The 2,190-nt window shown below is 48.0% G+C and carries 1 protein-coding gene; it reads right to left on the bottom strand.

The features are described 5' to 3' along the window. A partial coding sequence (locus tag BU200_RS10350; RefSeq protein WP_142237053.1) for a DUF1542 domain-containing protein occupies positions 1-2,190 on the bottom strand: 2,190 nt, incomplete at both ends.

The following is a 2,190-nucleotide window of genomic DNA, read 5'->3' as shown; positions in this document are numbered from 1 at the left end:
CGCTGTCTTAGCGGTATCCTTAGCAGTTGCTGGTGGATTAACTGAAGAAATTGATTCTGTGCCTGCTGTCTTAGCTGTTTCTACTGCTTCGTTAGTGGTTGCTGCATCAATAGCTGATTTAGCTTCACTTGCCTTGGTATCTACATCTGACTTAGCAGTCGCTTTCTCCTCGTCCGTCAAGTCCTTGCGATTGTCAATCTCCTGCTTCTTTGCTGCGGCAGCGGTATCAATCGCTGATTTGGCTGTGTCCTTAGCAGTTGCTGGTGGATTAACTAAAGAAATTGATTCTGTGCCTGCTGTCTTAGCTGTTTCTACGCCAGCGTTTGTTGTAGCGCTGTCGATAGCTGATTTAGCATCATTTGCCTTGGTATCTACATCTGCCTTAGTAGCTGCCTTTTCCTCATCTGTCAAGTCTTGACGGTTGTCAATCTCCTGCTTCTTGGCTTCGGCAGCGGTATCAATCGCTGTCTTAGCTGTGTCCTTAGCAGTTGCTGGTGGATTAACTGAAGAAATTGATTCTGTGCCTGCTGTCTTAGCTGTTTCTACGCCAGCGTTTGTTGTAGCGCTGTCGATAGATGCCTTAGCTTCATTTGCCTTGGTATCTACATCTGACTTAGCAGCTGCCTTTTCCTCATCTGTCAAGTCTTGACGGTTGTCAATCTCCTGCTTCTTGACTGCGGCAGCGGTACCAATCGCTGTCTTAGCTGTGTCCTTAGCAGTTGCTGGTGGGTTGATGGCACTGATACTATCTACTCCTGCTGTCTTAGCTGTTTCTACGCCAGCATCTGTTGTAGCGCTGTCGATAGCTGATTTAGCTTCACTTGCCTTGGTATCTACATCTGCCTTAGCAGTCGCTTTCTCCTCGTCCGTCAAGTCCTTGCGATTGTCAATTGCTTGCTTCTTAGCTTCCGCAGCGGTATCAATCGCTGTCTTAGCAGTCTCCTTAGCGGTCGCTGGGGGATTAACTGAAGAAATTGATTCTGTGCCTGCTGTCTTAGCGGTTTCTACTGCTTCGTTAGTGGTTGCTGCATCAATAGCTGATTTAGCTTCACTTGCCTTGGTATCTACATCTGCCTTAGCGGCTGCTTTCTCCTCGTCCGTCAAGTCTTGGCGGTTGTCAATTTCTTGCTTCTTGGCTGCGGCAGCGGTATCAATCGCTGATTTGGCTGTGTCCTTAGCAGTTGCTGGTGGGTTGATAGCACTGATACTATCTACTCCTGCTGTCTTAGCCGTTTCTACTGCTTCGTTAGTGGTTGCTGCATCAATAGCTGATTTAGCTTCGCTTGCCTTGGTATCTACATCTGACTTAGCAGTCGCTTTCTCCTCGTCCGTCAAGTCTTGACGGTTGTCAATCTCCTGCTTCTTGGCTGCGGCAGCGGTATCAATCGCTGATTTGGCTGTGTCCTTAGCAGTTGCTGGGGGGTTGATAGCACTGATACTATCTACTCCTGCTGTCTTAGCTGTTTCTACGCCAGCATCTGTTGTAGCGCTGTCGATAGCTGATTTAGCATCATTTGCCTTGGTATCTACATCTGACTTAGCAGCTGCCTTTTCCTCGTCCGTCAAGTCCTTGCGATTGTCAATCTCCTGCTTCTTGGCTGCGGCAGCGGTATCAATCGCTGACTTAGCTGTTTCCTTAGCAGTCGCTGGTGGGTTGATGGCACTGATACTATCTACTCCTGCTGTCTTAGCTGTTTCTACGCCAGCATCTGTTGTAGCGCTGTCGATAGCTGATTTAGCTTCATTTGCCTTGGTATCTACATCTGACTTAGCAGTCGCTTTCTCCTCGTCCGTCAAGTCCTTGCGATTGTCAATTGCTTGCTTCTTAGCTTCGGCAGCGGTATCAATCGCTGTCTTAGCAGTCTCCTTAGCAGTTGCTGGTGGATTAACTGAAGAAATTGATTCTGTGCCTGCTGTCTTAGCGGTTTCTACTGCTTCGTTAGTGGTTGCTGCATCAATAGCTGATTTAGCTTCACTTGCCTTGGTATCTACATCTGACTTAGCGGCTGCTTTCTCCTCGTCCGTCAAGTCCTTGCGATTGTCAATCTCCTGCTTCTTGGCTGCGGCAGCGGTATCAATCGCTGTCTTAGCGGTATCCTTAGCAGTTGCTGGTGGATTAACTGAAGAAATTGATTCTGTGCCTGCTGTCTTAGCTGTTTCTACTGCTTCGTTAGTGGTTGCTGCATCAAT

The organism is Streptococcus acidominimus (assembly GCF_001921825.1).
In the GTDB taxonomy this organism is placed as follows: domain Bacteria; phylum Bacillota; class Bacilli; order Lactobacillales; family Streptococcaceae; genus Streptococcus; species Streptococcus acidominimus.
This window is presented reverse-complemented; position numbering and strand designations above follow the sequence as displayed.